Consider the following 24,999-nt stretch of genomic DNA (forward strand, 5'->3'; position numbering starts at 1 on the left):
CCGTTAACTGTAATTGTCCCCATCGACTAAATCTGAACTCCTCCTGAGCAAATCCTGAACAGACACCTGACAATCGGGAAATGCCAAAGGAGCAATTAAATCCGACTCAGCCAATACCACCTGGTTCGCATAACCCTCCATCCTTGGCTCCCGAAACACGTATAATTGCCGAGAATTAACATCTAAAATCCAATACTCTCTTACACCCGATCGCCCATAAGCTGGTGCTTTTAATTTCCTGTCGCGTTTCAATGTGCGGTCAGACACTTCAATTAATAGATAAATTTCCTCCGGTGTGGGATGATGGTCTTCATAATCGAATGGATCAGGTTGCACCACCGCCACATCCGGTTCGGGTTCTGAATCATCGCTCAATCGTACCGGATCTTGAAACCGCAGCAACACCCGATTTCCCAAGCGTCTTTCCAGTAGCCGTTTAATCCGGGTAATTGCCGCACGATGAAACGTACCCTTCGCCGCCATTTGATAAAGCTGTCCTTCGATTAATTCTACCCGTTCATCCGGTGTCAGAATACCCGTCTCCACCATGCGGTGGTAATCCTGCACACTTAAGCGTCGAATCTCTACAGCAACTGTCATCGTTCGTCCCCCAATCCCTTATCTATTGTCCTGAATTGTTTACAATCGATTAATCCGCTTGAACAATATAGCAATCCTAAATAGGTTGTGAAACATCAAAAAATAGAAAAAAGCCTTGAAACTCTTTACCATTGCCCATTGCCCATTGCCCATTGCCCATTCCCGAAAATTATCAGATTTTTGGACACGACTCAAATAGGATTGCTATAGCTTGGCGAATCTTGTCTCCCGATTGGTTAGAACTCATTCTTTCTCATTCTCAAGATACTCTGCGATCGCCTCTATGTCCTCTATGGCTCGATTCAACCGATTGATCATTGCTTCAGCGACGTCGGGTTCAGCATTGACAGCTGCCAACGTTTGCCGCAAATGGTGATTCAGGGCGTCCACCCACAGCGACACGCCTGTGTGTTGCAAGGCGGCTAATAGTCCCATATTGGTTAAAACTGCCAATTGAAACCCTGTTTGCTCTTGTCCACCATAACCCAAGTAGCCATTTCTCAGTTCTAGCTTTTGTGGTGTGAATTCGGCATATTGGTCAAACGTAATTCCCTGAGGGTTTAACTGAGGTTGGGGAAGTGGCGGTTGCGATTGAGTCATGATTGAATCCTTAATTTGTGCGATCGCTCATCTGAATATTAGTCTGCCAGCTACCAACCCAAGCTGGGACAAGTTTGTTCCCTGTTCCCTGTTCCAACCTTCTGTGAGCGCGGCTAGGCATGATTCAGCCGCACCCCCTAGCCCTAAGCAGCCGTCTGACCAGGTTTCACGGCTATGGCGACCAATTTCTAGTTGATCAACAGCAACATTAAGGCGATCGGCAAGGGCAACTTTGACTTGATTGCTTATCGCCTCTGGCAATGGTTGATCAGGAGTTTCTGCTACTGTTGTGGGGTCTGGGCTATTCGTCGGCGTGGAAATAGATTGCGGGCTTGTTGAGCAAGACAACAAAAGAACTGTACTAAGTAACGAAAATGTAATGCGAGGAATCATCTGTTATTCGTCATTTGTCATTAGTTCAGGGTTGATTGATAATTGATCTAAATTGATCAGGGTCACTGCTCAAAAACCCGCTTTCCTAAATACAAAGATATAAAGATAGCTATGAAGAAATGGGTAGTTGGCATTGCGATCGCGACAACAATCAATACCCTGCTAGGTAACCCCAGGGCGTTAGCTCAAACGGTCAACTTGGGGGTGGTCAAAAGTCCGGATAATCAAGCCGATTGGTCAGGGATTACTGATCGCTTGCAGTCAACGGGTGTGGATTACTGTGTGGTTGAGTTGAGCCAGGTTGCTCAACGTTCCCATCTGGACAATACCCAACTCCTATTTTTACCCAATATTGAACGCCTGGAAGCCGAACACTTGGCGACTCTACAAGACTGGATGCGTCAAGGCGGACGGGTCATTGTGAGTGGTCCTGTGGGTATTGTATCCCAACCTGAGGTGCGTAATCGCTTGCGATCGCTCTTGGGTGCCTATTGGGGATTTGGTCTGAGTCAGCCGTCTCGATTGAAACGAGTGTCGATGGCTTCTCCTAGGTGGATACCCAATGCCGGATTCGGGGAAACGCGGCAAGGGGGTGTGGTGATTCCCGCCAGTCTGGATGCGGAGACGGCGGCGGTTTGGCGTCAACAGGAAAGTCCCCCAGCAGTAGTGACGACCGATCAATCGGTTTTTTTCGGCTGGCGTTGGGGAGTGGAGGGGGAAGCCACCACTCAGATGGATGTGGTTTGGTTGCAAGCCGCGCTGAGTCATTATGATATTACGCCGACACCAGGAAAGATGGCAACGTCATCCCCACCCAATTGTGCGGCGACTCCTGTACCTGCAATTAGCCCGGATCAAAAACGCCAAGATCCCCGCAGCACTAACCAGCCAACCCCTGTTCCCAATGAAGGCGATCGCTTGGTGCTTCCTGCCCAAACTCCAGCCAACAATTGGGGGACTCTCACTCCTAATCAGGTGACGGCGATGAGTCGGGAGTTGGAAAACTTAATCGGTCGGGTGGAAAGTACCTTATTAAGGGCTAATGCTCATAACAGTGAGATTGGACTGCTCACTCAAGAGAGGGTTGAGTCATTAGCGGGGATGAGTGCCAAGGAATCCGACCATGGGACTCAACGTTCCCATCCCCATCGCACCACGATCTCGGCATTGGCACAAGCCAGAATTGGCTTAGAAAATTTTCTGGGTGCGGTTGAACAACAAGACTATACAGCGGCGCGACGCCAGTGGATTAATGCCCGACGGCTGCTTTGGGATAATTATCCGATGCAACGTCAACTTGCCCAACCGGAAATTCGGGCAATTTGGTTAGATCGGGGAACCATTGTCAAGGCAAAGGGTAAACAGGACTTAGTTAACCTCTTCGATCAACTGGCAAAGGCGGGATTTAATACGGTTTTCTTTGAAACCGTTAATGCCAGTTATCCGATTTACCCCAGTCAGGTGGCGCCGGAACAAAACCCCCTGGTGCGCGGTTGGGACCCTCTAGACGCCGCCGTCGAGTTAGCCCATGAACGGGGGATGGAGTTACACGCTTGGGTGTGGATTTTTGCGGCGGCGAACCAACGTCACAATGCGCTGTTGAATCAGCCGCCGGATTATCCCGGTCCGGTGTTATCGGCGCATCCCGATTGGGCGATTTTTGATCAGCAGGGACGCTTGTTTGCACCGAATACCAGAAAGGCATTTTTTGATCCGGCGAATCCGGAGGTGCGGGAGTATTTAATCACGCTGCTGGAGGAAATTGCCACCCGCTATGACGTGGATGGGATTCAACTGGATTATATTCGTTATCCGTTTCAAGATCCGCGAGTGAATCAGACCTATGGATATGGAGTGGCGGCGCGTCAGCAATTTCAGCAACGAACCGGGGTTGATCCAATTGAGGTGTATCCTCGCGATCGCACATTATGGCAGCAATGGACAGACTTTCGTATCCGTCAAGTAGACAGCTTTGTCGCCTCGGTATCAGCGCGTCTGTTGTCGCAACGTCCGGATTTAATTCTATCGGCTGCCGTATTTGCCCTTCCCCCAGCAGAACGTCAGCAACGATTGCAGCAAAACTGGGAAGAATGGGCAAAGCAGGGGTATATTGATCTGGTTGTACCCATGACGTATGCTTTGGATACCGAAGGGTTGCACAGTCTCGCCCAACCATTACTCACGGAATCGACATTCGAGCAAGCCTTACTCATTCCAGGGATTCGCTTGTTAAATTTACCCGATGTTGTCGCCGTTGACCAAATTCAACTGCTGCGGGATTTACCCGCCAACGGGTATGCTGTGTTTGCGGTTGAGAATCTTAACGATAATTTACATCGTATTTTCCAACAGACTCAGGGTCAGCCGGAGTCTACCTTAACCGAGCCAATTCCTTACCGTCAGCCGTTCCAAGTCGCCCTAGAGCGATTTGTGGCGCTGCAACGGGAATGGAACGTTTTGGTCACGAATGAGCAAATTGCCATTCATCAAGACGCCTTGACCGAATGGGTGGCTCAAACCGAAAAGCTGAATCAGGTACTCAAGCAACTGGCAATGGAACCCTCACCGCCGCTGATCCAAAACGCCCAAGCCGCCCTCGCCACGTTTCGATCGCAATTCCGCCAATGGATGCAGCAGCAAGGGATGCGCCACCCTTATCAAGTCCAGGTGTGGGAGAATCGGCTGGCAACAATTGAACGGTTATTGAACTATGGAGAACGAACCACTTTGCCGGAAAATTCGTCGGATGGGATTAAACGTTAATAAGTGAAACTAATTGCCGACATTTGGCTTAAGAGCATGGTAGTTTGTGTAAGGTAAACTATTTTGGGCAGCTAAGGCACTTCCTCGGGGTCTAGCAAGAATTAGGGTTCAGAATAGTTGTCTACCCGATCAATCTCAACTGGGGACACAGATTTGATTGTTCCCTGACATCAAATCTGGGTCAAATTCCTGATGGAGTTGCTTGCCCAAAGGACATCTTAGCTGAGATAACAGTAAGGGTTTGGGGGGAGACTCCCAACAATCGGTTGATGGCTCACGCAGTACTTGCTCGTTTAAAGTCGAGTTTTTACCTTGATGAAGTGGTATTTACAGCTTAATCTTTTTGTAGGTTTGCTTTCAGTTCTGACGGGAATTGGCATGGCAACCATGGCGTTTGGTGAAACCCCATCCAAGTTGACTGACTCAACCTCAAAGGGGGTCATGGGTGGTCAAGTCAGTGGTCAAAAAACGGCAAAGGTGGACAGTGTGCAGGATAAACCTGTCACGTCTCCGGCGTCACGGCTGATATTATGTCCGGTTGAATACTCACATTTAGGTGGAGACAAGGCAGAGGGCAGAAGGCAGAGGGCAGAAGGGAAAGAGCAAGGTTGCAAGAAGGAAGAAGGAGATTACGGTTATTTCGGCGGACATGATCGGAAACCAACTCGGTCGGCGGCGACTAAGCCGCTGTCGCTGAAGGTTAAACCAACACCCTCTACCTCAACATCCTTAAAGCCCACAAATCGCAAACCGCCAGCGGTCAAACCTCAACCGCCCAAACCTGCCCGTTTGCCGATCGCACCGCTTCGTGATGCTGGTGTACACAGCAGGTCTTCCCGTTTAGAACCCTCAAGTATTGTTTTACATATAGATAGGCTGCAAGCGATTCTCTTTGATCCAATTGTTGTACCTGGGGATATCTTCAATCCGACTCAGTATGATCCCACCGTCTTTCACAGGGTTCATGTTTCTCCATTCCGTCAGCAAGGGGCTAATCTTCGGGGTGAGAGGACAGATACCGCCAACCCTAGCCCCTGGCGGCAAAGGTTTGTGAACACCTCCGGGAAAGCTAGGGGAGCTGGGGAAGCTGGGGATGGAGAGGAAACCAGGATACAGGTTCTGGATACGAGTCATTTCCAAAGTCACTCGGACTCAACCCCAGATGACCGCCCTATTCGGGGAACTCAAATTCATCCCACTCGCTTAACCCCGGAAAATCGACAGGCGGCGAATTTAGCCCCATCTCAGATTCACCCCGCCCGTCTCCAACCGGAAAATCGGCAAGCAGCGAGTCTGCTGGTTTCCCCAGTTCAGTCTGTTGTCGGGAAGGTGGCACAATTGCCAGCGACTCAACCGGAAACGGTTAACCCTCAGCAACGCCCACAAGACTCGTCCATTACAGTAGAGGAACCTCAATCCCCCTCTAGACGTAACCTTATTCGGCAACCTATATCCTCTCAGAACCGGAATCAGTCGCCAATTGTTGCCAGTAGCCATAGCATTCGTTTGATTTCGGCGAATACTAAGCAGAATGATGACGCCCCCCCCGAAGAGAGACAGATTCAAGTCCAAGAGATTAATGTCACCGGGAGTACGATTTTTGGCGAGGCTGAATTTAACCCGATTATTGAACCCATTGAAGGCAATACTGTCACTCTCGAAGAACTCAGAAGTGTGGCGGATGCGATTTCTCAACTGTATCTGGAAGGGGGCTACATTACCTCTAGGGCAGTTTTGGTCGAAGAAACTCTGGATACCGATGTGGTGGAAATTCGGGTGATCGAAGGGAGTCTGGAAGCCATCCAGGTGGAAGGGACACAACGGCTGAACCCCAGTTACGTGCGATCGCGGGTGCGATTGGGGGCGGATACACCCCTGAATACAGGCGCGTTAGAAGACCAATTGCGCTTGTTACGAGTGAATCCGTTATTTGAAAATGTGGAAGCCTCATTGAGGGCGGGAACCGGATTGGGACAAAGTGTTCTCGTGGTGCGGATATCGGAAGCCGATCCCTTTGAAGGACGTGTCGGTATTGATAACTATTCGCCTCCCAGTGTGGGGGCTGAACGCCTAACTGCGAATGTCCGCTATCTCAATTTAACCGGGATTGGGGATGAAATTTCGGCACAATACAACCGCACCACGGCGGGGGGTGCCCATACCTGGGATTTTAATTATCGGGCGCCAATCAATGCCATGGATGGTACGGTGCAACTGCGTGCATCGTTTAATGAAAATGAAGTCATTCAAGAAGATTTGCAGGAACTCGATATCCAAGGAGAATCCGATCTCTATGAAATTAACTATCGTCAACCCTTAATCCGCACACCGCGTCGAGAATTGGCATTATCCTTAGGGTTTACTCATCAGGATGGTCAAACCTTTACCTTTGCTGGACCCACACCCTTTGGGTTTGGGCCCGATGAAGATGGGGTCAGTCGCACCAGTGTATTTAAGTTTGGGCAAGAATACACCCTACGTCAAACCTCTGGGGCGTGGGCATTCCGTTCCCTATTTAGTTTTGGGACAGGGTTATTTGATGCGACAGAAAATTCCGATGTTAATGAGGATTATCCCGATGGTCAGTTTGTCAGTTGGTTAGCCCAAATCCAGCGGGTACAAATTATCAATCCGGATAACTTTTTAATTATTCAAGCGGATCTCCAGTTAGGCTTTGATAGTTTATTACCTGCCCAACAATTTGTCATTGGTGGCGGTCAATCAGTCCGGGGATATCGCCAAAATGTCCGGGCGGGAGACAATGGTTTTCGCATTTCGGTAGAAGATCGGATTACGTTAGAACGGGATGAATCAGGGATTGCTACCTTTGTTTTAGCGCCGTTTTTTGATGTGGGTTATGTTTGGAATCGAGGCACAAATCCGAATGAATTACTAGACCAGACATTTATTGCTGGGTTAGGTTTAGGGATATTGTGGGAACCCGTGCCTAATTTAAACCTGCGGCTGGATTATGGCTTGCCCTTGGTTGATTTAGAGGATCGCGGGGAAAATGCTCAGGATGATGGCTTTTATTTTAGTGTGAATTACAATTTCTAATGTTCCATGACTTTCCATGACTTTCTGGAACAACAACGGAACGTCTCTACCAAATGATGTGTCCTAACCATTATGGCGGTTGCTATATTCTTCAAGACTCTCCAGATTCATCAACAACAAACCAATCTTCATCCAGGGCTTGTTCTAAGGAAATCTGAGCATCCTTGGGCAGTGGAAACAGCTTAGAAACCGACTTAATCGCCACAGGATATGCTTTAGCATACATCGCGTCTAGTTCAGGTTTTAAGCTGGGACTGTCTTCTAAACGCTGTTGAATTTGAGCGCGAAAATTGACAATTTCAGCAGCCATAAGATTTCCCGAATACTCTTTCTCGGCTTCCCAATAGGATAATTTAAGCAGATGTTCTAATAAACGGGTTAAAAGACTTAATACAGCTCGTCTCTCACTTTTACCCATACTTTCTAATTCTTCTATCAAATTATTCCAATCAACCTGATTAAAATTACGTTCTCGTAATTGGTTGATCGTTTCTTGAATCCATTGATAATAGTCTGTTTTATATCTCATCTTTAATATAAGTAATAATTCTCTATCGCTGCACGAGATCCCCGACTTCTTGAAGAAGTCGGGGATCTGATTGATTAATCTGGCGATAAATTGGCATCAATGGATGCAATTGGTTGGGTGTGAGATTGAGTTTGGATCACCGAAGAGTGCAGCATGGACGTATTCGTCACTGAATTATTGGCGAGGGTAAATAGGGGATTAGATAAAATTCCCGCCAGAGAGGTGACAATTACAGAAAGGACTAAACCCACTTGTAAAGGACGCATTCCGGGTAAATTCCAGCGGATTTCCGGATAATTTATTACCACGTCTGACATTTCTTGGGGTTCTTTAACCACCATCATTTTGACGACACGGATGTAGTAGTAAATGGAAACCACACTGGTAATTAAACCCAGCAACACTAAGCGATACAATCCGGCTTGCCAACCTGCCCAAAACAGGTAAATTTTACCGAAGAATCCGGCTAGGGGAGGAATTCCGCCTAAGGATAGTAAACAAATACTTAATCCCAATGTCAGCAGGGGATCTTTTTGATACAATCCCGCATATTCGCTGATTTGATCCGTACCGGTTCGCAAGGTAAACAGAATCACACAAGCAAAACCGCCTAGGTTCATAAACAAATAAACCAGCAGATAGAAAATCATACTGGCGTAGCCAGCATCCGTTCCCGCAATTAAGCCAATCATGACAAAGCCAGCTTGGGCAATGGATGAATAGGCAAGCAGGCGTTTCATGCTGGTTTGGGTAAGGGCGACTACATTCCCCAACACCATACTTAGGATAGCCAAGGCGGTGAAGACAAAGTGCCATTGTTCGCTAACCAGGGGAAAGGCGGTTACCAGTAAGCGGATGGCGAGGGCGAAGCCGGCGGCTTTAGACCCGACAGACAGGAAGGCGACAACCGGAGTCGGGGAACCTTCGTAAACATCAGGAGTCCACTGGTGGAAGGGAACCGCCGAAATTTTAAAGGCAATTCCGGCGATCGCAAACACTAAAGCGATTAAAATTCCCAAGGATGGGGTCGATTCTAAACTGGCAATCCCGGTGGCGATTCCATTTAAGGTAGTTTCGCCGCCAGACAAGCCGTACAGCAACGACACGCCATAGAGAAACACCGCTGAACTCGACGCCCCAATCAGCAGGTATTTCAGCGCCGCTTCATTGGAACGGGGATCACGCTTCATGTATCCCGTCAATAGGTACGACGAAATACTCAGCGTTTCCAGGGAAATAAAGATGGTAACCAGTTCATTCGCACCACTGAGGAACATCGCCCCCAAGGTAGCGGTGAGTAAAATGCCGATAAACTCAGCTAACGAGGTGCCTGACTGCTGCACATAGCGAATTGACAGCAAAATCGTTACCGCCGTCGATAGGGCGATGATACCGCGAAAGGCGATACTCATGGCATCCCCATTAAACCCGCCAAAGAAAGCTAGGGGTTGGGCAACATCCCATCGATAGTACAGGGCGACTATGGAAACCAGTAGTCCGCCGATGGCGACGTAAGGCAGGATATTAGCAGAACGTTTACCTGCAATCAGATCAATTCCTAAAACCAGTAACAGGGTAATCACGACGATTCCCTCTGGCAAAATGATCCCAGCATTAAGCTGGGCAGCAATAGTAGCAAAATCCATTATGGTCTATGCTTAGGGTCGTATCCAGAGACTAACGTTCTTATCATATCGGTGATTGGCACAGCTTGTAGAGACATTCCACCAAAACCCCTCTATATGCAGTAGCAAAAGGCTCCAAGGCAGAAGGGGTATGGGGTTATATTATGTCCGGTTGAATACTCACATTTAGGTGGAGACAAGGCAGAGGGCAGAAGGCAGAGGGCAGAAGGGTAGTCGAAAAGTACAGGGAAAAAACCAACCATTTTTTTATAATCCAATGTGGGGACGAATGGGTGATACGTCTGTCGGCGCATCTGGAACATATTACTGATGAGTTGGTCAAAAATTTACGGAGTCAGTTTTTCCTGCTCATTGAATGTTTTTTCCAGCTTTTTCAACTTCCCTTAACCGAAAAGTATTGGCATCTATCCTTTAACGCCACTGCCACTATCATTAGGTACAATATACCGCTGCATCAGGATAAAAAATAGTAAAACTGGGGCAATAGAAATAACTGAACCTGCGGCAATTAAACGCCAATCGAGGGAAAAGGTTCCGGCTAACCTAGCCACGCCTAACGGTAAGGTATAATATTCGGGTCGATCAAGCACAATTAGGGGCCACAGAAAGTCACTCCATGAGCCAATAAAGACAAAAATAGCCAACGTGACTAACGCCGGACGAACGGCTGGAATCATTACATGCCACCACAATCCTAACTCCGAACAGCCATCCATCCTAGCCGCTTCTTCAAGTTCTTTAGGAACCCCTTGAAAAGCTTGGCGTAATAAGAAAATGCCAAAGGCTGAGGCTAAATTGGGAAAAATAATACCTAAATAACTATTCCGCAAGCCAAGCTGCACCATCAAAATGTAGAGGGGAATCATCACGATTTGGAAGGGAATCATAATCGTGGAAACGATAATCGCGAAAAGGATATCGCGTCCCCGAAAATTCAGTCTGGCTAAGGGATAAGCCGCCAGAGAACAAAAGAGAAGATTGAAGGTAACAGTGAGAATGGCAACAATACAGCTATTCCAGAGATATTGACCAAAGGGATTGGTTTGCCAGACTTTACTATAGTTCTCAATCGTCGGTTGACTCGGAAACAGTTGAGGCGGAAAGGCAAAAATATTCTCTGCGGAAGACTTCAATGATGTGCTAATTAACCAGAAGAGGGGAAACAGCATCACCAACGCGATCGCACTTAAGAGAATATAGATCCAAAATCTTTGCCAAAACAGCTTTCCTGGCTTTTTACTCATCGCATTTGTTCAGTAGGGGGAGGACAATGAACCTTTAAGTCGGTGCGTTACGCTTTGCTAACGCACCCTACCAAAAATCGTTAATTTTGTTTCCGTACAAACCCCATTTAACGGTTGATCCCACTCATCAATCGGGAGTGTAGGCAAGAAGGCAAAATCAAAGATAATTCCTATGGTAGGCTTGGATATCCATTCTGCCGAACTCAACAGGCGATCGTAAAATCCGCCCCCATAGCCTAAACGATAACCTCGGCGATCGCACGCTACCGCTGGCACTAAGATTAAATCTACGTCATCAGGCTCTAAGGTGGGAGAATTGGCATGGGGTTCAAAAATGCCATAAGCTCCCGTTTGCAGGGCTTCTCCGCACTTCCAGCGATGCCAGAGGAGAGATTTACCGACACATCGAGGGAACCCCCAACTATGTTGGGTATTAGTAAACAGGGGATGGAGATCGGGTTCTTGGCGAAAACTAAAATAAGCCAGGATGGTCTTTGCTTGAGTGAATAGGGGTGACGACTGAAGCTGAGTACAAACGCGATCGCTCTTTTCTCGCCAGTCTTCCTTTGTCATGGCTTGTCGTTGTTTCAGCAGTCGCCGACGTAATTGTTTTTTGTCATTCGTCATTCGTCATTCATCATTTGTCATTTGTCATGGAATAGGGAAATAGGAGTATAGAGGAATGGCACTGAAAAGCGTGCATTTTTGGATCACCGAAACCCTTGATATACCGTAGGGTGGGCAATGCCCACCAGCCTTAATTCAGTACCATTGGAGTATAGAGGCTGTTTTTTTTGAGCAGTTATTGGTGACAAGCAAGGGCGGGTTTTGTTGATCAGTTACTGGTGAGATAGGGTGGGTGCAAGTTGTTCATTTATCGGTGGGGAGGGCGGGTTTTGTTGATAGGTTATCGGTGACAAGGTAATTGAGTTCCTAAACCCGCCCCTACAATTGTTCCTAAACCCGCCTCTACTATTGACTGTACGCTTGCCAAGCTAACTCTAGGGTTGCCATTTCACTCCAAAAATCATTGGTATTGCGTAATGCTAATAATCGTGAGGCGCATTCACCCCGATTTATGATACTGCACGCCCAGGTTACCAGATTTTCAAAGTTGACTGATTCTCCTGTCGGGTAACTCCAGCGTGTGCCAAATTTGGCGATTTCCCCATTGGGATAGTACCAGCGAGAAGCGATTTTTGCGGTTTGTCCGTTGGGATAGTTCCAAATTGCGCCAAATTTCGCGGTTTGTCCGTTGGGATACTGCCAATTGTCACCGATTTTCGCCCGTTGTCCATTCGGGTACTCAATAATTGCCCTTCCCCAGGTATCGGTTAATCCACAGGCGAATTGTTGCTGACTCTCGACTAATCGCACTAGATTGTTAGTTCCGTCAGACAGTCGCGCCAGTCGTGTCATGATAGTGAGATCCAGACATTCCTGGGTGGCGGTTGGCGGTGGAATGGTTTCTACTGCGGAAGGTTGGGCGGTTTCACAGTATTGCGCTTCTAGGGTAGCCAGGTTTTCGTCGTCTAAACCTTGCTGAATCGCGAGGCGGCGTACCTGGCGAATTTGACGGCATTGAGTAGGTGTGGCGTCAGCGCGATCGCAGCTTATGCCAAGCACCAGTAGGGGTAATAGTGATAGTACCACCCGAATCGCCTGTTTCATAGATACCAATAATCCTTATCCTAGATAATCCCCATATCTAAATTATTTTACAGGATAAGGGGTCAAACCCCTCATTGGTGGAGAAAAGTCTTCTCGAAGTTTATCGGTAAGTGTCACAGAGAAATGGCTGCTGAGAACGATGATAATCTCTGTTGTCCTGATCTATCCCTAAAATCTCAGCATGATTAGGGTTTTCAGGTTTCTCGAATTGGCTGTTAGGCGAGGATTCTCATACTTTTATCCACTCATCCTCCGTACATACACGGATTTTAGTTCCGTCAGGCTAAATTAATTCCCGTAATTTGCCCGATTCATTAAGGCGGTAGGTCTAAATAAGATTAAATTGTCAATCAAACACATCCTTTGGAGAACTCAATCCAATGATTCGTAAGACCCTAATCGCTTCTGCTGTAATTCTTTGCGGTACTGTTGGTTTCTCTGCCGCTGCCAAAGCTGATTCGACTACAGTTAATATGACTGGAGATGTTGCAGGATCTTGTACATTCGGAACTGTAACGGCTGGTACTTTAACCCTAAATGCTACAGGAACTGCCTTAGAAACATCAGCATCTGGTTCTGTTCCCGTTACTTGTAATACGGCTGGAACGTTAACATTGGATGGTGTTACAGATGCGAATGCATTTACTGGTTATGATCCTGCCAATGTAAATGTCACGCTTTCAGTTACTGATGGAACCGCAACCTTGACCGAAGCTGATATTGCAGGCACTGGTACTGGCTTAAACCAAGGCGAAACCACCTTAACAATTGACTTAACCGCTACGGCTGCTACAGGTGTTCTACCTGCGGGTACTGGCTACACTTACGGTGTCGAGTTAACCGCTACTGCAAACTAGCCACCGCTGCGACGACTTTTACAACCTCTTCTAGTGTAACTGCTAGGACGAAGCCAACCAGACTTTTTCCTAGCAGTTTATCTGCCAATCAAGCCATTCATCAGCTACCAACACACCCAGAGAGATGTTTTTTGTACCGCCAAATCTAACAACAGCATCCCGAATTACATTCAAAGCCTTGCAGTTAGGGATTTGGGCATTATCCGCCGCTTTTATTTTCAGCAATCCAGCCAAAGCCCAGTTAGGTGCATCTCCTTTGGTTATTGAATCCCAGGCTAATCGCGGTCAAGCTCAAGCCTTTATTAATGTTACAAATAGTGGGGATACTCCCTTGCGGGTGCGACTCTACACAGAACCGTTTACCTACAACCGAGATAAGGGATTTCAAACTGCATCATCTAGCCCCAATGACTTAAGTTCTTATCTGCAATTTTCACCCAGAGAACTTACCGTACCACCAGGAGTCACTCGTCGAGTCCGTTTGAGAGCAATGCTGGCTCCTAGTTTACCGGATGGCGAGTATAGAACGGCAGTGTTTACTGAAAGTTTAAAAGAATTAGGCGATAATGACAGTAATACCGTTAGCGTCGTCACTCGCGTCGGAACGGTTATTTATGTACGAAAAGGTGATGTTGAACCCAACTTAGCTGTCGATAGTGTTCGCTTTGATCAGGCTAAAAATCAAATTCAATTACTGATTCGCAATATAGGAGAGGCTTCGGCTATTTCCACAGCGACTTGGACATTGAAACAAGGCGAAACCGTGATTAGCACTGGCGAATCCATTGCTACAACAGTTATAGCCCAAGGCGATCGCAATTTTCTCTTAAGCGATGCTAAGTTAGAATCCCTTTCCCCTGGTAACTACCAACTCACGGGAGAAGTAACCTGGGGTGAGGATGAGAGTAATAAACTTCCTTTCAGCGTTAATCTAACGGTTCCTGAACCCTAAAGCATTTATCCGGGCAAATTATTCATTCTTGATTGTTGATTGTTCATCGTTGATTGCGATGAACCCTGAACTCTAAACATAAATCCTCCTTTTTTAAGCAGACGTTAATATCTGCCCTATGTTTCATGCCGTACCGCCCCATTCCCCGCCAGAAATTGCACATCACGTAACTCCAGACAAGGTAGATAAAGTTCGCGAACATCCATTTATAATCGCCAACCAGCCAACATTTCCAACCCAAACTCCTGTCGCATCTCATTGGATTCCGAGTTCACCTGAATTATTCTTCCCGGAATATTCAGAGTATAATTTACCGACTTTACCAGAAGGGATAGAATCATCCAACGCCGCCAAACTCGGACAACCGATTTCAGTCAGTATCTCTGATAATCAGTCCAGACAACCCGAATTTTCTTCCTCTACTCCTTCTATTCAATTCAATCCCGTCAATCTGGATCTGACTCTCTATCCGGCTGAATCCAATAATTCAACATCGAATAGTTCACCTCTCCCAGAAAACTCAAATTCTAGTTTAAATTCCGCCGATTCAACATCAGAAGCCGAAAACATCGCCAACGAGGAACCTACACCCCAACCGGAAGCATTACCCCCGCAAAACCCAGATATATCAACCCTTCCTCAAACTCAATTTTCAATCGCCCAAGTTCCTGATGACTTCTCCTCCTTTCTGGTAGGAATCAAAGTTAACAATCGCCCGGTGATTACTAGCACTTTAATTCGCGGACAAGAAGATGGAGAAGCCGCGATTAATTTTGATCAATGGTTATTACCTTACGACGCCATCGTCAAAGCCTTAAAATTCACCGCCACCGTTTTACCCGACAATCAAATCGAACTGCGATCGCCAACCCAGGTGGTTCGCCTCAACCCCAGTCAACTCAAGACTGATCCGGAATTAGGCTTAGTGTTTTCCGTGGCGGATGTGCGAACCTTATTCGGGGTAGAAATCGAATTTGACATCATTGATTATGCGGTTTCCATCCAAGCCCCCTGGTTAAATCAACGGCGTCAAAGGGGAAAACGAGACGTCATTATCCAAACCGAAGGATTACCCCGAATTGCCCCGTCTGGGTTCTCCCTTTCCGCTGTCGAACAACGAATTGATGCGAGTGGATCGGCGAATCAATCACCCAACTATCGGGGAAATGTATCCGCTGTTGGCAGTATATTTGGGGGGAGTTGGTATATCCGCGCCAATCAACCCCAACTCTTTTCCTCGGATACCTGGAGTTTGGCGGAAGCGCGATTTCAACGCCAAACGGATGCGGCGGATTATATTATTGGATCTCAACCCCCTTTCTGGCGTAGTCAAAGTCCAGGAGATTATTGGGGATTCACCACGATTCAACGGAATGGTTTTATCCCCCAACTTCAACTTTACGGTGGTTCTGATCCCCGTCAACGCCTACAAGCGGCGCAAATCGGGCGCACGATTTCTGGAACAGCGGAACCGGGAACATTAGTGCGTTTAGTGCGAGGATTAAGTGATGACGCGATCGCAGAAGTTCTGGTGGATTCTTCGGGTGTTTACCGCTTCGAGGATGTGGAATTCGAGAGTCAATCGTTTAATAATTATCGTATTTTACTCTATCCCCAAGGGCGACTCACGGAAACCCCAGAAATTCGAGACGCCACTTTTTCCAATGTTCCCGGACAAATCCCCGCCGGATCAACAGCCGTTATTGTGTCTGGGGGATGGCGGCGACAATTGTCGGGTTTGAATCAAGAAATATTGGGCAATTTTACCGACGTTCAAGGTGGAGTGATGGGGCGCTGGGGGGTTTCTAATAGCCTGACATTAGGGGCTGGTGCGGTTTACGATGAATCGTTTCGGGGATTAGCAGAAGCCTTTTTTCAGCCAGAAGGCTTCCCTTTAAAAGCCGCTGTCTCGGTTCTCAGTGGTACAGAGGAGTCCGACTGGGATATTAACGCCAACGTACTGTTTGAACCCTCCCCTAATTTTACCGCCCGTTTCACCAGCGATCGCTTCGCCCAACGGTTGAATGCTACCTTCCAAGTGTTACCGGGTTTCACTCTATTTGCCAATACCAGCACCAATGATGCGACAGCGGCTGGTGTACAATTCGCTTTAAGCAACAAAAACGCCTTTACTTTTGCCCGTCTCAGCTTTGATACCCAAAGCCGTTTCCGTTGGAATCTAATTCAACGCCTGAATCAATGGGAATTTCGGTCATTGGGGAATGAAATTAGCACCCAGTCACAACTGAGTTATCGTTTCTCTGATAGTTTAAGTACAGGTCATTCCCTCGTTCTCGGTTATGATACCCGTAACCAAAATGGTGATAACTATTTAGCGAGTCTCACTTGGCGCTATCGTTCCCCCCAAAAATCGGGGGATGGGAACCCCCTCTGGGACGCGCAACTAGGGTATGGTATCGGTTCTCGCGGTTCCGGAATTGTCGCCTCAGTGGGAACCTCGATTTTACCCGGTTTACGCCTACAAGCGCGATATCAAGGGATAGCCGTGAGTTCCGATAACGCCGCTTTCAGCTTAAACCTCGTCTCCAGTCTCAATCTCCAGCAAGGGATTACCCCCAGAGACACCAAAACCGACTATCTCCGCACCCAAGGCGGACTCTTGATTCAACCCTTCTTTGACCGCAATCAAAATGGTAAACCTGATCCGGGGGAAAAATACTACACCGACTCCACCTTACTCCTAGTGAATCAGCAGTCTCTGGGATCATTACGCGCCGATATCCAAGAGGATCGGATCATCATGAATTTACCCCCTGGAATCTATCGCCTCGACTTTGATCCAGCGGGGTTTCCCTTTGACTGGCAAGTGATTAATGAAGCCTTGGCGGTGGAGGTAGTGGCGGGGAGTTATACACCGATTCTGATTCCCCTGGTTCAGTCTTACACCATATCGGGAATTGTCACCGATAACCAAGGTCAACCCGTGAGTGGGGCGAGAGTTGAAGCCATCCAAACGGATGCTGGTACTCAATCATTTTCCATCACCAACGATGCTGGCGTGTATTATTTAGAACGGTTACAGCAAGGAACATACCGCCTGCAAATCAACAATCAGCCTGCGTTTCCCCAGACGATTGATCTGAAAAATAGTTCGGAATTTTTCCAGGAACTGAATCTGAATCTACCCACCTCTGTAGATAGCTAATCTAACTATTTTCCTTTACTAAGTACCTAGACATAAATACTATCCGCTGTGCTAATACATGTTAAAAAGTCTCAAATCCTTACTGTTCCCTGTTCCCTGTTCCCTGTTGCCTACTCTCAAATGAATGATTCTAATTCAATCGATCTCGACGCCCTTAATGCAATTACCACTATAGCTACAACCACAACTCAAGCAGCCAAACCGAATCAGCTAAAGGCTTGGTTAGAAGCTACTAAAATACTGACACTGCCGTGGGCAAAACCATTCATGCCTGCGATGGGTATACCTGAAGCGTTAATTGAGCATTCAGCCTCCCTGGGGCAACTTCACGAACAACTTGCAGAGTCGATACAGCAACAGAAAAATCCAGAGCCAGCCATTCGGGAGACGATACAACAACTAGCAGAACAAACAACTACCGGAGTAGCCAGTGAATTTAAAGATTGGGTTGAGCGTCATTTTATAGACCAACGGCTCTGGGCTGCTTTAGAAGCTTGGTGGGGTATTCTCTATCGAGCAGTTCACTTCAATTCTGTGTCTCCACCGGTTAGTTGGCAACGACTTCATCCTCAAATCGCTGAATTAATCAGTCCACAGCAATGGCAGCAGCTAGAGGAACAATTACAGCATCTGGCACCACCACCCAGTCAGGAAGAGGAACAACTGGGGTTAACTCTATGTGCAGATGCGTTGAGGATTCAAGAAATAATCAACCATGAATGGACATTTGCGACTCTCAAACTGATAAAGACTGAGATAAGTGAGACAGAATGGACGGAACTGAAGATATGGGCGGAAACCATAGCCGAAGAAATGGGGATTCCATCTGAAGAGCTATTTATTTAGACGTTTTGTTCCACTCACAAGGATATTAACGGTAGCGTAACCGTAAATCTTGTACCCACATCAACCTCGCTAGATAAAGTAATCGTTCCCCCGTGGGCGTCCACACTATTTTTGACAATTGCCAATCCTAATCCAGTTCCCTCGATATTCCCCACATTCGCCGCCCGGTGAAATGTTTCAAACAGTCGTTTTTGGTCTGATTCGGGAATGCCAATTCCTTGGTCTTGAATCGTGAAAGTCGCGTCCTTGGATGAACAACATAGAGACAGTTTTACAGTAGACCCTTCGGGGGAGTATTTAATCGCATTGGAGAGCAAATTGCCAATAATATGCCGCACCAGTTTTTCGTCTAAACAGGTAGCAATCCTGTTTGGGGTTTTGGGTGTATTATACTCACAGGTAAACTCAAAAGGTGCAGCTTGTCCGGAACGACGAATCCATTTATTCTTACCAGATGGTAAAATGATTTGTCCTTCCCAGTTCCAGGGTTGTAACGTTTGGGCTGAAATGGCAACAGATTGCTCAAAATACTCGCGCTGATCCGGGTGAATTAGCTCAATAATTACTGTAGCATTCTCCTGGATAACTTCAGGTTCGAGTTCATAGATTTGGTGACAGCCAGGACTAATATAGGGAAAAGCCATTGAACCATCGGAACCCAACAAAAATTCGTAAAGCATTCCCGGTACATTTTTCGCTAGCATTTGTAAGCGTTGTTCGCTTTGCTGGAGTGCCTCTTGTGCTTGCTGACGTTCAATAATTTCCTGTTTCAGACAGGCGTTTTGCTGTTGCAGTTGCTGTGTCAGTTTGCGGATTGTTAGGTGAGTTCTGACTCTGGCTAAAACTTCTTCATGCTGAATGGGTTTGGTGATGTAATCCACTGCACCCAGTTCAAATCCTCTCACTTTATCTACTGTGTCAGAAAGCGCCGTCATAAAAATGATTGGAATGTCTTGAGTGGAGGGGTTTGCTTTCAACTGACGGCAGGTTTCAAAGCCATCAATTCCTGGCATAAGTACGTCCAACAAGATAATATCAGGGTGAGCATAGTCTACCCGTTCGATCGCGCTCTCTCCATCTTGAGCAATTAAGACTTCAAAACCAGAATCGCTCAAACCCTCGGACAAGACGCCCAAGTTCGTGGGATTATCGTCAACGATTAGAATTATCCCTTGTTCCATGTCCATACTTAATTACTCTATTTCTCTATTCATATAGTGTTTCAGGAACTCACGAATTCGTCTTTCCTGAAACCCTTTGGCAAAGTGGCGCAATTGGGTTGTAAACGGTACAAAACGCTGATTCGCTTGTTCCAGGAGAGTGGCTTTATCTATGATACCCTTAATGTTACCTCGCATCGCTAGATCGAACAAGACTGCCAATTCTTCTGGTGGTGGGGCAATGACTTTACTATTCAGCAATGGTTCACTATCGCTGACTTGGGTTGTCTGACTTTTGACCTCTGACTGGTTATACACCCATTCCAAATTCAGATGAATTCTCAACTGTTCTAAAACTTCCGGAAATTGAATCGGTTTGGGTAGAAAACCATCACACCCTGCCTGACAACTTTGCTGACGATTGTAATCAAAAACACTGGCAGACATGGCAATAATTGCTACAGCCTGAAACTGGGGGTCTTGGCGTAGCTGTCTGATCGTCTCGAAACCGTCCATTACTGGCATCACTAAGTCAGTAAAAATAATATCGGGTTTCAACATCCTGGCTTTATTCAATCCATCTTGCCCATCGTTTGCCTCAATCAGTTTAAATCCTAACGGTGTCAATAAATCAACCACTATCGAGCGATTTTCCCATTTGTCGTCTATAACCAAAACCTTAGAGGATACCCCCTTAAATCCTGTAATTTCGTCCCAGTTACTTCGAGTAAGAGTTCTCCCGGCTTGAACTTGTGGCAACCTTAAATCCAGCCAAAAAATACTCCCCTGACCTAAACGACTTTTAACCTGAATTTCCCCTCCCATTATTTGCACGAACCGTTGCGCGATCGCGAGTCCCAATCCCGTTCCTTCCACTTGACGAGAATGCTCACCCACTTGATGAAACGGCAAAAATATTTCGGCTACTTGTTCGGGTGTCATCCCGATGCCCGTATCTTCAATTTGAAACCGAAGTTTGCCGATTCCTGGGGAGTTTTTCGCTGCAATATCCGCCCGGAGTGAATGTTGAGTTAACTCAGACTCTTCTCCCTGATTCTGCCCATTTTCCATCTCGGTTACATAGCCAACCTTAAACACCACGCCACCCGTTTTAGTGAACTTAATCCCATTACTCAACAAATTCAGCAATACCTGTCGCAACCGTTTCTCATCTCCCCACACAACCCCAGGTAGTGAGGCAGAAAATTGCTCAGTAAAAGCAATTCCTGTTTGATCAGCACGAATGCGGACAAGTTCAGCAATACTTTTGAGAAATTGAGGCAAATGAAACTCACTGGGATGGAGTTCCATTTTTCGCGCTTCAATTTTAGATAGGTCTAAGATATCGTTAACGAGGGTAAGCAAGTGTTCACCACTGTGCTGAATAATACCTAAACCATCCTGTTGCTTGGCACTCAAACTTTTTTCTCGCTTAAGAATTTGAGCATACCCCAAGATACCATTCAGGGGTGTTCTCAATTCGTGGCTCATGTTTGCCAGGAATTCACTCTTAGCGCGATTGGCAACATCAGCCGCTTCCTTAGCCGTTTGTAATTCCTGAGTTCGCTGTTGAACATTCACTTCTAAGGTGCGAGAATAGTCCTCTAACTGTTGCTTGGCGGCGGCTAAATTAGCGTTCGTGGCTAACAGCGCTTGTTCTTTTTGTCCCAGTGTGTTCATCAGTTTCTGGAACGACATTGAGAGTCTGGCTACCTCATCGTTCCCCGGTAATACTTTGATGTTCACGTCTTTTTCACCCCGTTGCAGGCGATCGGCGATCGCCGTAATCCCCAACAGGGGGCGAGTGATACGTTCGACAAACAACCAACTCCCACTGGCAAAGACTAAACCCAGAACTAATCCCCACCGGAAAATCTGCTGTTGGAGTTGTCTGGCGGCGGCAAAGGCAAGGGGTGTAGGTTGTCGCACCAGTACAATCCATCCTAATCCCGGATATGTCTTAAACCCGTTCGTTTTCTGGAAAGCCGTCAGGTAAGAGTTGCCATCTGACCAGGTTTCCACCCGATAACCCGATTCCCCAGGTTGAGACTCCCTTAAGTTCGCCAACGCCAGAGGGGACAATTGCGCCTCAGGAGAACCCACTAGCACCGTGCCATCAGCCGCTAGAATCAACAGTTCAACCTGTTCCCGTTGCTGTACAGGATCGAGTAAATTCTCCTGAACTTTTTCTGCCTATTGCCAATATAGGTGCGCTCCTAAAACCCCGCTAAATTGCCCATTATTATCCCATACAGGTGCAGCGATATCTACAAAACGCAGGGGTTGGTTTGTGGGATTGGGAAGATATTTTTCTAACAATAATGCTGGGTGAACATCGCCCACAAAGGGACTGATTTTATTCTCTCCAGTTTGTTCCACTAGACACAACCGTGATTTTGCGGAAGTCTATCTTGAGTTGCCTAGATTTGTTCAGGATTTAATTAAGTAGAGACGCGCCATGGCGCGTCTCTACTCTATGTACATCACGGTCGGGTGGTGAGCGTGATGGATCGGTTGCGTCAAATTGAGGGAACCAAATTAGCGATCGCCGCTCAGAGACAGTAGAGGCGATCGCTTTTTTTTAAACGTTGGAAAAATTAACGCTGCCCGACAAAGTTTATGTCCAGGTACTTCGTTTTATTATCACCCTTCAGAGGTGTAGGTCTTGGGAAAGGAGGTTGAGCAGGAGTGGAGGTTTGTACGGTTGTCATTGTCAACGTTAAATTGTTTCTCTAAAAATCAGGGATGTTTGGAACTTCAGATTACATTTGACGAGCAGATTCCTACATTTTTTGCCGTAAACTAGACTCTCAATAGAGTTTGACACAAAGAATCAGAAGATTCTTTGTGATCAGGTAAAATGGCGGATCTAGCCAATTCTCCCAGCCATCGCCTTTCCCTAAACTTGACTGGGGTGGAATGGGCAACCACCAGTAACTCGATGATTTGGATCAAGCAGCTTTAAGCGAATGTCCGCGAAATTCTCTAACTTACTCACTGCCGACGTTTTGTTACACCGCAAACTTCCTGCCTCACCACCTCCAAACTTTTGACAAACGGCTGTGTGGGCGCTCGACAAGCTAACATAGGCAGCGACGAATCGATTGTGTTGAGGATGGAGTACATCAGGCAGCGTCTCAAAAACAGGGCTAAGTCTTTTCCAAATCTTGATCAGTGAGGCATGATCCCAAGACATGAGTCCGCTAAAATTGTCAGAGCGAACGTTAGGAGGCATCATCGCTGGACGAATTAGATGTTCGTACTCCTGCCTATTAAAACTTGCCGCCAGTTCCATCGCCGCTCCAGATGCATACATTAAATCAGTTGCTGTTTCCAGTTCAACTTGGGCTTGAGGAAAATTGCCTGCGGCGATGTCGATTTCAAAACGACGCAAACAGATAATCAAACCCTGGATATAGGCAAAAAATAACCAGTGGAATCCTTCCCAAATTTGCAGTATTTCACCTTTCGTCATTACTTTAGTCATTGGATTTCCTCTAAAGATAAATTAAAAACTCTTGCCAGCAGGTAAACGTAGCATCTAAATCCTTCTTTCAAATACTCGACTTGAGTCAAGTCAAATTCACTGTCGGATTCATCGAGTGTGAGAAACGTTTGATAGGCGGTCAGTAGACTCCAGACAACACAGACGGCTGGTTCTTTCGTTTGTACGTGCATCAATTTAAAGTAATTGTTGAAATCTGCAACTTCCCAAGGTTTTAGGGCGGTTTGAGTAGAAGATACTGAAGCAGGAAATACATGACTGATGTCGAGATGGGCTAATTCTTGGTTAATGATATTCAGCGCTTCCTGATCATCGGATGAGCGATCTAAAGCGTGCAACAACTGTGTGAGTGCTTGACGCAACTTGACTTCATTGGCTTCACTCAGTTGCTGTTCTATGGGTAAGTCCCAAGGAGCGAGTAAATAAAGCCGCTCGGGTAAGGCGTCTTTGGTCATGGGAGGGCAGAGTTTGTGAGTACAGTGGATTAATTGATAGCCCTGCTGACCGAGCTTGTATCAGTATGATGGACTAATCGCGAGGCTTCGCTTTCCTGTCATTGTTTCTTTAAGTTGCCGGATTGGGAAAAAAGCCTGCGTCTTGTAGTTCGGTAATGCTGTCTGTCATGGCTTGAATAATCAAGTCAATATCTGCATCAGTATGAGCGGTGGATAAGAAACCACCTCCCTCTCCTCGCAGCAAAATTCCTTTGTCAAATAGGTGATAGCGTAATAGGCTAAAACTGATCATTAGAATTTCTGAAGGAACAGCATCGGCTGTAAAGACAGGACCAAAGAACGAGCCAAAATGCGCCATGCGGATAGGCATTTTACTGGCGTCAAAGAAGACATTTAATCGTTCTACATACTGAGACGTGCGTTGGTTCAATTGTTGTTGAAGAGTCGATCCTTGATGCTTAAGATACTGAAGCATTGCCCGTGCCGCCGCCATTGATAGTGGGTGTTTACAATGGGTTCCGGCAAAAAATGTCTTTTCGACTTGAGGAGAGGAAACATCTCCATAGTCCCACATGCCACCATCAATTTTGTCTAAGTAGGCTGCTTTACCAGCGATGATTCCAATCGGCATTCCACCGCCGACAATCTTACCGTATGTGGCAATGTCAGCTTCAACACCAAACCAAGCTTGTGCGCCGCCTAAATGAAGGCGAAAACCCGTCACCATTTCATCAAAAATTAAGGCAATTCCCGATTCAGCCGTCAGTTGTCTGAGTTGTTGTAGAAACGCTTTAGGCTGTAAGTCGGGGCGTCTACTTTGTATGGGTTCAACCAAAACAGCCGCTAGTTCATCCCGATAGGTTTTGATTGTTTCCAGTGACTGAGGATTCCCATACTCCAAAACTAAAACATCTTCAACCATGCTGGGAATAATTCCAGTTGTCATCGGCACCCCATGAGGATTGTCCGGTGTCTGGGGTTTAACTAGCGTTCCATCAAAATGACCATGATAGGAACCGGAAAATACGGCAATTTTAGACCGCTTGGTTGCTGCACGAGCTAAGCGAATTGCTGTCATCACGGCTTCTGTGCCTGTATTACTAAAAGCAACCCGCTCCATCCCCGTTAGTTGGCAAATTAATTCGGCAACTTCACCCGCATATTCGGACTGGGGACCAAGCTGTATTCCTTTTTCAAGTTGTTCGTGCAGGGCTTGTTTAATACATGGTGGATTGTGACCCAAAAGATTTGCCCCAAATCCCATGATAATATCGACATATTCATTCCCATCAATATCCCAAATCCGAGAGCCTCGCGCTTCTTTACCTACAATTAGATAACACATCTCCTTGGTGGGGGGATCGAACCATTCGGAGACCCTTGGATCGGCTAGAATTGGGCGGTAGGCTTGCGTCATTTGTTTGGACGTTTTTGTCCGCTTGTTGTAGCGCTCAATTAACGCCTCTACATACTTTTGTTGTAAATCAGGCGTTACTTCTTTGAGCGGATGTACAGTCTGTTGGTTACTACTCATGATTTTTAATTCTTATTGATT

The 24,999-nt window shown here is 46.7% G+C and carries 19 protein-coding genes; 6 read left to right on the forward strand and 13 right to left on the reverse strand.

The features are described 5' to 3' along the window. Positions 1 to 3 precede the first annotated feature (3 nt). The 3 genes from RIE73_RS03265 to RIE73_RS03275 form a co-directional block, all read right to left on the reverse strand. Positions 4 to 600, reverse strand: coding sequence for a Uma2 family endonuclease (locus RIE73_RS03265; protein ID WP_446399818.1), 597 nt, complete (start codon positions 598 to 600; stop codon positions 4 to 6). Between the two features lie 243 nt (positions 601 to 843). Continuing rightward, positions 844 to 1,200 (reverse strand): hypothetical protein, encoded by a 357-nt coding sequence (locus RIE73_RS03270; RefSeq protein WP_446399819.1) that lies wholly within the window; start codon positions 1,198 to 1,200, stop codon positions 844 to 846. Positions 1,201 to 1,227: 27 nt separating this feature from the next. Further along, entirely contained in the window at positions 1,228 to 1,593 is a 366-nt protein-coding gene (locus tag RIE73_RS03275; RefSeq protein WP_446399820.1) for a hypothetical protein, read from the reverse strand. Positions 1,594 to 1,704: 111 nt separating this feature from the next. Here RIE73_RS03275 and RIE73_RS03280 point away from each other — a divergent pair, with 111 nt between their 5' ends. After that, a complete protein-coding gene (locus tag RIE73_RS03280; RefSeq protein WP_446399821.1) occupies positions 1,705 to 4,356 on the forward strand; it encodes a glycoside hydrolase family 10 protein in 2,652 nt (883 codons plus the stop codon). A 315-nt stretch (positions 4,357 to 4,671) separates the two neighbouring features. Further along, positions 4,672 to 7,413 carry a ShlB/FhaC/HecB family hemolysin secretion/activation protein gene (locus RIE73_RS03285; protein ID WP_446399822.1) on the forward strand — a complete coding sequence of 914 codons (2,742 nt, stop codon included), beginning with the start codon at positions 4,672 to 4,674 and terminating at the stop codon, positions 7,411 to 7,413. Positions 7,414 to 7,504: 91 nt separating this feature from the next. On the opposite strand, the gene RIE73_RS03290 is transcribed toward RIE73_RS03285, so the two are convergent. The 5 genes from RIE73_RS03290 to RIE73_RS03310 form a co-directional block, all read right to left on the reverse strand. Next, the gene (locus RIE73_RS03290; protein ID WP_446399823.1) at positions 7,505 to 7,942 is read right to left on the reverse strand and encodes a DUF29 domain-containing protein; all 438 of its coding nucleotides are present in this window, start codon (positions 7,940 to 7,942) and stop codon (positions 7,505 to 7,507) included. 74 nt (positions 7,943 to 8,016) lie between these two features. Next, positions 8,017 to 9,588 carry an NAD(P)H-quinone oxidoreductase subunit N gene (locus tag RIE73_RS03295; RefSeq protein ID WP_446399824.1) on the reverse strand — a complete coding sequence of 524 codons (1,572 nt, stop codon included), beginning with the start codon at positions 9,586 to 9,588 and terminating at the stop codon, positions 8,017 to 8,019. 404 nt (positions 9,589 to 9,992) lie between these two features. Next, the gene (locus tag RIE73_RS03300; protein ID WP_446399825.1) at positions 9,993 to 10,832 is read right to left on the reverse strand and encodes a carbohydrate ABC transporter permease; all 840 of its coding nucleotides are present in this window, start codon (positions 10,830 to 10,832) and stop codon (positions 9,993 to 9,995) included. A gap of 57 nt (positions 10,833 to 10,889) precedes the next feature. Beyond that, positions 10,890 to 11,459, reverse strand: a complete 570-nt coding sequence (locus RIE73_RS03305; protein WP_446399826.1) for a 5-formyltetrahydrofolate cyclo-ligase — start codon at positions 11,457 to 11,459, stop codon at positions 10,890 to 10,892. A gap of 345 nt (positions 11,460 to 11,804) precedes the next feature. Next, positions 11,805 to 12,503, reverse strand: coding sequence for a hypothetical protein (locus tag RIE73_RS03310; protein WP_446399827.1), 699 nt, complete (start codon positions 12,501 to 12,503; stop codon positions 11,805 to 11,807). Between the two features lie 380 nt (positions 12,504 to 12,883). Between RIE73_RS03310 and RIE73_RS03315 the strand changes: the two genes are divergently transcribed. The 4 genes from RIE73_RS03315 (at position 12,884) to RIE73_RS03330 (ending at position 18,324) form a co-directional block, all read left to right on the forward strand. Further along, entirely contained in the window at positions 12,884 to 13,360 is a 477-nt protein-coding gene (locus tag RIE73_RS03315) for a hypothetical protein (protein ID WP_446399828.1), read from the forward strand. Between the two features lie 124 nt (positions 13,361 to 13,484). Then, complete coding sequence (locus tag RIE73_RS03320) at positions 13,485 to 14,312, forward strand: P pilus assembly protein, chaperone PapD (protein ID WP_446399829.1); 828 nt, start codon at positions 13,485 to 13,487, stop codon at positions 14,310 to 14,312. Positions 14,313 to 14,430: 118 nt separating this feature from the next. Beyond that, a complete protein-coding gene (locus RIE73_RS03325; RefSeq protein ID WP_446399830.1) occupies positions 14,431 to 17,478 on the forward strand; it encodes a carboxypeptidase regulatory-like domain-containing protein in 3,048 nt (1,015 codons plus the stop codon). 120 nt (positions 17,479 to 17,598) lie between these two features. Next, positions 17,599 to 18,324, forward strand: a complete 726-nt coding sequence (locus tag RIE73_RS03330; protein WP_446399831.1) for a hypothetical protein — start codon at positions 17,599 to 17,601, stop codon at positions 18,322 to 18,324. Between the two features lie 14 nt (positions 18,325 to 18,338). Here the strand turns inward: RIE73_RS03330 and RIE73_RS03335 are convergent, their stop codons facing one another. From RIE73_RS03335 to RIE73_RS03355, 5 genes are all read right to left on the reverse strand, one after another. Then, entirely contained in the window at positions 18,339 to 19,511 is a 1,173-nt protein-coding gene (locus RIE73_RS03335; RefSeq protein ID WP_446399832.1) for a response regulator, read from the reverse strand. Between the two features lie 6 nt (positions 19,512 to 19,517). Continuing rightward, positions 19,518 to 21,617, reverse strand: a complete 2,100-nt coding sequence (locus tag RIE73_RS03340; protein ID WP_446399833.1) for an ATP-binding protein — start codon at positions 21,615 to 21,617, stop codon at positions 19,518 to 19,520. A gap of 766 nt (positions 21,618 to 22,383) precedes the next feature. Further along, on the reverse strand, positions 22,384 to 22,971 hold the full coding sequence (locus RIE73_RS03345; RefSeq protein WP_446399834.1) for a siderophore biosynthesis protein: 588 nt from the start codon (positions 22,969 to 22,971) through the stop codon (positions 22,384 to 22,386). Further along, positions 22,968 to 23,444, reverse strand: coding sequence for a hypothetical protein (locus RIE73_RS03350; RefSeq protein WP_446399835.1), 477 nt, complete (start codon positions 23,442 to 23,444; stop codon positions 22,968 to 22,970). The genes RIE73_RS03345 and RIE73_RS03350 overlap by 4 nt, the downstream gene beginning before the upstream one ends. A gap of 109 nt (positions 23,445 to 23,553) precedes the next feature. Further along, positions 23,554 to 24,978 carry an aspartate aminotransferase family protein gene (locus RIE73_RS03355; RefSeq protein WP_446399836.1) on the reverse strand — a complete coding sequence of 475 codons (1,425 nt, stop codon included), beginning with the start codon at positions 24,976 to 24,978 and terminating at the stop codon, positions 23,554 to 23,556. Between the last annotated feature and the right edge of the window lie 21 nt (positions 24,979 to 24,999).

The organism is Coleofasciculus sp. C1-SOL-03 (genome assembly GCF_040220555.1).
GTDB lineage: Bacteria > Cyanobacteriota > Cyanobacteriia > Cyanobacteriales > Coleofasciculaceae > Coleofasciculus.